Annotated in this window: 7 protein-coding genes; all 7 read right to left on the reverse strand. The window is 42.9% G+C overall.

Going from position 1 to position 7,297, the window contains the following annotated elements:
* Positions 1–9 precede the first annotated feature (9 nt).
* Positions 10–342 carry a putative DNA-binding protein gene (locus LD028_RS06025; protein ID WP_004891101.1) on the reverse strand — a complete coding sequence of 111 codons (333 nt, stop codon included), beginning with the start codon at positions 340–342 and terminating at the stop codon, positions 10–12.
* 71 nt (positions 343–413) lie between these two features.
* Positions 414–1,412 (reverse strand): signal recognition particle-docking protein FtsY, encoded by a 999-nt coding sequence (gene ftsY / locus LD028_RS06030; RefSeq protein WP_237811271.1) that lies wholly within the window; start codon positions 1,410–1,412, stop codon positions 414–416.
* A 6-nt stretch (positions 1,413–1,418) separates the two neighbouring features.
* Positions 1,419–4,979 (reverse strand): chromosome segregation protein SMC, encoded by a 3,561-nt coding sequence (smc, locus tag LD028_RS06035; protein ID WP_237811272.1) that lies wholly within the window; start codon positions 4,977–4,979, stop codon positions 1,419–1,421.
* A 60-nt stretch (positions 4,980–5,039) separates the two neighbouring features.
* Positions 5,040–5,756 carry a ribonuclease III gene (rnc, locus tag LD028_RS06040; RefSeq protein ID WP_006323103.1) on the reverse strand — a complete coding sequence of 239 codons (717 nt, stop codon included), beginning with the start codon at positions 5,754–5,756 and terminating at the stop codon, positions 5,040–5,042.
* A gap of 69 nt (positions 5,757–5,825) precedes the next feature.
* On the reverse strand, positions 5,826–6,062 hold the full coding sequence (gene acpP, locus LD028_RS06045) for an acyl carrier protein (protein WP_003394967.1): 237 nt from the start codon (positions 6,060–6,062) through the stop codon (positions 5,826–5,828).
* Positions 6,063–6,120: 58 nt separating this feature from the next.
* Complete coding sequence (fabG, locus tag LD028_RS06050; RefSeq protein ID WP_064220609.1) at positions 6,121–6,858, reverse strand: 3-oxoacyl-[acyl-carrier-protein] reductase; 738 nt, start codon at positions 6,856–6,858, stop codon at positions 6,121–6,123.
* A 163-nt stretch (positions 6,859–7,021) separates the two neighbouring features.
* Positions 7,022–7,297: RNA-guided endonuclease InsQ/TnpB family protein (locus LD028_RS06055; RefSeq protein WP_237811273.1), on the reverse strand; the 276-nt coding region annotated here is incomplete at its 5' end.

Consider the following 7,297-nt stretch of genomic DNA (forward strand, 5'->3'; position numbering starts at 1 on the left):
TACCGCCCCCTACTCTAATTTCTCCAACTCCATAACGAGCCTCATCAGCTCCTCATCGTTCGGATAGCGTTCAGCTATATGCGTTTTTAATCGGTGCAATAGTTTGTGACGTTGTTGAAACTTTTGAAAGAGCAATAGCTTTTGCTCATAATCTTCTAGCATCGCTTCCGTCCGTTTAATGTTATCGTATACAGCTTGACGACTCACTTCGTACTCTTCGGCAATTTCACCGAGGGAGTAATCGTCTAAATAATAAAGGGACATATAGTTTCGTTGCTTCGGCGTCAACAACGATTGGTAAAAGTCGTATAAATAGTTCATTCTCGTTGTTTTTTCTAGCATGAAACTCCCCCCTGTTAAGTGAAACGCCTTTACATGAATTTAGTGTATATGTTTTAGCTGATACTGTCAAGTTATTCTCCTTGCGCCTCTTCTCGTTCCATAAACGATGAAAATAACCCATACACGAATTGTTCGGCGTTAAACGGCTCTAAATCGTCTATTTTCTCTCCTAAACCGACAAATTTCACCGGAATGTTTAACTCATGGCGGATCGCTAATACGATGCCACCTTTTGCTGTTCCATCCAGTTTCGTAAGCACAATGCCGGTGACGTTCGTCGCTTCTTTAAATGTTTTTGCTTGGCTCATCGCATTTTGCCCTGTCGTTGCATCTAGCACGAGCAATACTTCGTGCGGTGCGCCCGGCACTTCGCGTTCAATGACACGTTTCACTTTTTCAAGCTCTTTCATTAAATTCACTTTATTTTGTAAGCGGCCAGCTGTATCACACAACAAAATGTCAACGTTGCGCGATTTTGCTGCTTGAATCGCATCGTACATCACCGCCGCTGGATCAGAGCCAGCAGACTGTTTAATGACTTCCACACCAACGCGCTCGCCCCATACTTCAAGTTGTTCAATCGCGCCCGCACGGAACGTATCGCCAGCGGCAAGCATCACTTTTTTTCCTTCGCTTTTTAATTTATATGCGAGTTTCCCGATCGTCGTCGTTTTTCCAACGCCGTTGACACCGACAAATAAAATGACCGTCAAGCCGTTTGGTTGAATGTTTAGTTCTGTCGTTTCATCGCCGCTTGCTTCGTAAATATCAATCAATTTTTCGGAAATGACGCTATACATTTCTTTCGGGTCTTGAATGTTGCGACGTTTCACTTCCATTTTTAACTCATCGATAAAATCCATGACCGTTGCAACACCAACGTCTGAGGCGATTAAAATTTCTTCTAGCTCCTCAAAAAACTCTTCATCTACTTTTCGATAACGCGCGATTAGATCGTTCACTTTTCCTGCGAAAGAGTCGCGCGTTTTTTCTAAACCACGTTTAAACTTTTCCGTTACTGTATCCGCTTGTTTTGCGATTTTTTCTTTTAATTTTTTAAAAAAGCTCACCGTTTCTCATCCTTTCTTTTCAGCTACTTCTTCTAGTCGAACAGAAACGAGCTTCGATACACCTGATTGTTGCATCGTTACTCCATATAGTACATCTGCTTCTTCCATCGTTCCTTTTCGATGGGTAATGACGATAAATTGTGTATCGTCGCTAAACTTCTTTAAATATTTCGCATATCGTTGTACGTTCGCCTCATCAAGTGCTGCTTCTACTTCATCAAGCACGCAAAACGGAACAGGTCGAACATTTAAAATGGCGAACAAAAGCGCAATCGCCGTCAATGCTCGCTCCCCGCCTGATAATAAACTTAAATGTTGCAGTTTTTTTCCCGGTGGCTGTGCGACAATGTCGACACCCGTATGGAGTAAATCGTTCGGATCAGTCAACTGTAAATCGGCCTTTCCTCCTCCAAACAATTCAACGAACACGCGTGCAAATTGCGTCCGAATTTGCTCAAACGTTGTCGCAAATCTTCGTTTCATTTCATCGTCCATTTCATCAATCACTTGATATAACGTATCTTTTGCCTGTTGTAAGTCTTCTTTTTGTTCAGTTAAAAAGCGGTGGCGTTCAGAGACACGTTCATATTCTTCAATCGCACCGAGATTGACCGTTCCAAGTTCATCAATAGCGAGCTGGATGAGCTTCACTTTTTTCCGCGCCTCTTGAGCAGGGATATGGAGCGGGAACGCTTCTTTCGCCGCTTCGAATGACAGTTTGTATTCTTCACGAAGGCGGTTTAGTAAGTGGTCAAGCTCCATATCGAAGCGAGCAAGCTTCACTTCCTCGTCTTTTAGCGTATCTGTGAGTTGTTTATGTTGTCGTTTCAATTCTTTTATTTCTTTTTCGAGTTGCTCAAGCTTTGTTTGATAATGTAGCCGCTGTTCACGTCGGCTAGCAATAAGTTCAATCGTTTCCTCTTTTTGTTTCGTTTTTTCTTCGCATATTCGCTCGAGCTGTTGTTCATCTTCCGTTTGTTCGTTCGTATGGCGTACAAGTTCATTGCGTTCTTTTTCGATGTGCGTAAGTGTTCGCTTCACTTCCTCCCATTCTTCCGTTAGTCGATGCACATGTTGCTCTTCATTTCTGACGTGTTCTTGCTTTTCAGCGAGCGCGACTTTCAATGCGGTCAACTTTTCTTGCATTTGCTCTTTCGATTGCTGCTCTAACTGTTTTTTTTCTGTCCATTGTTTCACTTGTTCATCGATAGAAGCAATATGTTTCTCAAGTGTATGGAGCGAATGCATAATATCGTGAAGTCGAGCAGTCAATTGTTTCTTTTCTTCTTCGAGCGTCTGTCTTTCATAGCGATATACAGCGAGTCGTTCGTCCATATGTTTTTTACGAAGATTTAGTTCCATCCATGCGCTTTTTTCTTCTTGTAGCTCCATACGGCTTGCTTCTAGCTCAGTATAAAGCGCTGTTCGCTCTTGCTCAGCTTGTGCAATGGCTTCTTTTTCTCGTTGCACAAGCTGTTCAAGCTCGATCGTTTTTTGCTCGACATCGCGCCAATGTGCTGTCACTTCTTCAAGCTCACGCGCACGACTAAATAATGAGCTTGTCTGTTTATTTACCGTTCCTCCCGTCATCGCCCCGCCTGGATTCACAACATCCCCTTCTAGCGTGACGAGACGATAGCGGTATTGCAATTGGCGAGCAAGCTCATTTGCCCCTTTTAAATCACGTGTAACAATGACTGTTCCAAGAATGTTTGTCATAATGTTTTCGTACGTTGCTTCATACGAAATTAATTCGGAAGCAATGCCAACGTAAGCGGGGTGTTTGGCAATGTTTTCCTGAATGGATGGAGGAAATAGTTTTCGCTGAATAACGTCGAGCGGCAAAAACGTCGCTCGTCCATACTTATTTTGCTTTAAAAATTGAATGGCTTCACGTGCGCTTTGTTCGTTTTTTACGACGATATGTTGCGCCGCTCCCCCGAGCGCCACTTCGATCGCTGTTTCAAGCTCAGATGGCACCGTCATCAACTCAACAACCGCTCCATGAATGCCGTTTAACCGATCCTTTGCTTTTAATACTTCTTTTACCCCTTGGAAAAATCCAGCATACTCTTGTTGCATCGCCTCTAACATTTCTTTTTTTGATTTTACTTTTTGTACATATTGATACGCTTCATATAACGTCGTTTCTTTTTTTCGATATTGTTCTTTTCGTGCGGTCAATTGTTCTTCTTTTGTTTGAAGCGTTTGCTCTTGTTTAGCGATGCGTTCTTGCAACTCATGGATGAGTTTTTGTTTTTGTTCCCATTGTTCAACGATCTGTTCGTATGCTTGAATATGTTCGTTGTTTGTAGTGATGAGCTGCTGTTGTCTTTCTTCATTTTTTTGCAACTGGGACTCAATGTGCATGCGCTCATTTTTTAACGTCGCTTGTTCGTGAACGAGATCAATGTATTCGCTTTTTAGCCGTTCAATTTCTTCCTCCGCTTTTGGACCGTAAGCAGAAAGGACGTTGTTTTGTTCTTTTAATTGCGCTTGAAGCGTTTGCACATCTGTTTGAAGCTGTTGCAGCACTTTCTTTTTTTCAGCAATTGTCGCTTCAAGTGCACGTTTTCGCTCAGCAAGTTGCTCCATCGTTTGCTCCATTTGCTGTTGTTGCTTATAGGCATTGCTTTTTCGCTCTTTTAATAATTGTTTTTTCCCTTCCATTTTCTCAAGCTCTTCGCTAACAAGCAACAATACTTGCTGTAAGCCATCTATCGACTCATCAAGCGCTGTCAGTTCATGACGCAACTGAGCGATGTGCGCTTCTTCTTTTTGTAACGTCGTCGCTAATTCCATTTCGTTTTGTTGATGTAAAGCGAGTTGTTTTTTCAACGCTTCCCATTTTTCATGTAGCTGCTCGATTTCATAAACAATTAAGCCGACTTCATATGTTTGTAGCTGCTCTTTTTTCTCAAGATATTCCTTGGCGATTGACGCTTGTTGTTTCAACGGCTCGAGCTGCTGGTTTAGTTCGTGTAAAATATCTTGCACACGCTGCAAATGATCTTCTGTTTCGTTTAGTTTTTGCTCTGCCTTTTTTTTCCTTGTTTTATATTTTAAGACGCCCGCTGCATCTTCAAAAATCATGCGGCGATCTTCCGCTTTACTGCTTAAAATTTCTTCTACTTTTCCTTGACTAATGATGGAGAAAGCTTCACGACCAACGCCAGAATCCATAAATAAATCGACAATATCTTTTAAACGGCAAGGCTGGTTATTAATAAAAAATTCGCTATCGCCTGAACGATAGACGCGTCTTGTTATACTTACTTCTTCGTATTCGAGCGGCAAAAATTGATCGCTATTATCGAGCGTTAATGTCACTTCCGCCACGTTTAACGGCTTGCGTGATTCGCTTCCCGAAAAAATGACGTCTTCCATTTTTGCGCCGCGAAGCGACTTGGCGGACTGTTCACCAAGCACCCAACGAATCGCGTCTGTAATGTTGCTTTTTCCACTTCCGTTCGGACCGACGATCGCCGTCATCCCCGGAACAAAATCGATGGAAATACGATCCGCAAAAGATTTAAATCCGATAGCTTCTAAACGTTTGAGGAACAACATATATCCCCCTTTATCTAAAAGATGTCACAACAAGCAAGGCTGTCCTTTCGCACCGGATCAGCCTTGTTGTAATTGTTTTAGCTTAGCTAATGCCATTTGCGCGGCGCGCTGCTCTGCCTCTTTTTTCGAGCGTCCAACTCCAACACCGAGCTCCTCGCCATTTAACGATACGCGCGATACGAACTCTTTATTATGAGCAGGACCTCGTTCTTGTAAAATTTTATATTCTAATACTCCACTTCCATCACGTTGTACAAATTCTTGTAGTTGACTTTTGTAATCCATCACATGAGAAAAAGCACCTTCGCGGATTTTTGGGAAAATCGTTTTCCCTAAAAATTGCACGACCGTCTCCATACCTTGATCTAAATAAAGCGCTCCGATAAAAGCTTCAAATACGTCGGCTAACAACGACGGACGCATGCGACCACCCGTTAGTTCTTCCCCTTTACCGAGCAACACGAGATCGCCAAACGACAATGCATGGGCAAACGTAACAAGCGACGGTTCACAGACGATCGCTGCCCGCATTTTTGTTAATTCCCCTTCGCTCATTTGTGGAAACTGTTCAAATAAATATTGTGAAACGGTCAATTCTAAGACAGCATCCCCTAAAAATTCAAGACGCTCATTGTCTTCATGCAGCCGCTTGCGATGCTCATTCACATATGATGAATGGGTAAATGCTTGAATGAGTAGTTTTTCATTACGAAAAAAAATACCTATTTGTTCTTGAAATTGTTTAAATTTCACGTACGGTCGTTGCTTTGACATGCATATGAACCCCCAACTATAAACGTAAAAAGCATAGAAAGCCCCGCTTACAAAACGGGACTTTGCTTATTATGATAGACGGCTCTTTATGTAGTTAACTGCATCGCCTACAGTAACGATTTTTTCCGCCTCTTCATCTGAAATTTCCATATCAAACTCATCTTCTAATTCCATAACAAGTTCAACAACATCAAGTGAGTCTGCTCCTAAATCTTCTTTGAATGAAGACTCGAGCGTCACTTGTGACTCCTCAACACCAAGGCGATCAACGATAATTTTCGTTACACGCTCTAATACGTCTGCCATTTTATTCACCTCCCCTCAAGCTATTATAATGAATTATATCAGAAAATAAAACGAATTTTTACATCACCATACCGCCGTCGACGTGAATTGTTTGTCCTGTTATATAGCTTGCCCCATCTGAGACGAGAAACGCGACGACATGTGCAATATCTTCTGGGTTACCGAAACGAGCGAGGGGGATTTGCTGCAACATCGCTTGGCGCACATCTTCGCTTAGTTGATCAGTCATATCTGTCGTAATAAATCCAGGCGCAACGGCATTGACGGTAATGTTTCGACTCGCGAGTTCTTTTGCTGCTGTTTTCGTCAGTCCGATCACACCTGCTTTCGCTGCGACATAGTTTGCTTGCCCTGGGTTGCCGCTTACACCGACAATGGACGCTACGTTCACAATTCGACCGTATCGCTGTTTCATCATTGGGCGTGTGACGGCTTTTGTACATAAAAAGACGCCTTTTAAGTTCGTATTGATGACCGCATCCCATTCTTCTTCTTTCATGCGCATAAGCAAGTTGTCGCGCGTAATGCCTGCGTTGTTCACTAAAATATCAACGCGACCCCAGCGCTCAAGCACTTCTTTCACCATGCGTTCGACTGCCTCGTTATTTGCGACGTCCGCTTGTACAGCAAACGCTTCGCCACCATGCTCAACAATTTGAGCGACAACTTCATTTGCTTTCGCTTCACTTCCTGCATAATTGACCGCTACTTTTGCACCAAGACGTGCTAAATGTAAAGCAATTTCACGCCCAATACCACGTGACGCCCCGGTCACAATCGCTACTTTCCCTTCCATGCTTCATTCCGTTACAGAAAACTTACAAGACTTTATAAGAAACTTATAAAAGTCTATGTTTCCTTCCTTGTTCATCGCGCCCGATTTCGCGAAAAGCTACTCTCGTTTCTTTGACGCTCCGAAGGCTTCACTTCCCCACTAACGTATGGGTACATGTTGTGCTTTACTTGGCATAGTTTTTCAAGTTGATGCTTGCGTTGAGGTCGCGATCCATTTCTATCCCGCAAGCTTCACAGCGATACGTCCGTTCGGATAAAGAAAGCTTCTCTTTTACATGACCGCAACGGCTACACATTTTGCTTGACGGATAAAAGCGATCTACGACGATCAACTCGATCCCATGCCATGCACATTTGTACGTCATTTGCCGCTTGAACTCGTGGAATGTTTGTTGTTGAATCGCTTTCGATAGCTTGCGATTTTTTAACATGCCACTTGT

It is taken from the genome of Anoxybacillus sp. LAT27 (assembly GCF_022030075.1).
Lineage (GTDB): Bacteria > Bacillota > Bacilli > Bacillales > Anoxybacillaceae > Anoxybacillus > Anoxybacillus kestanbolensis.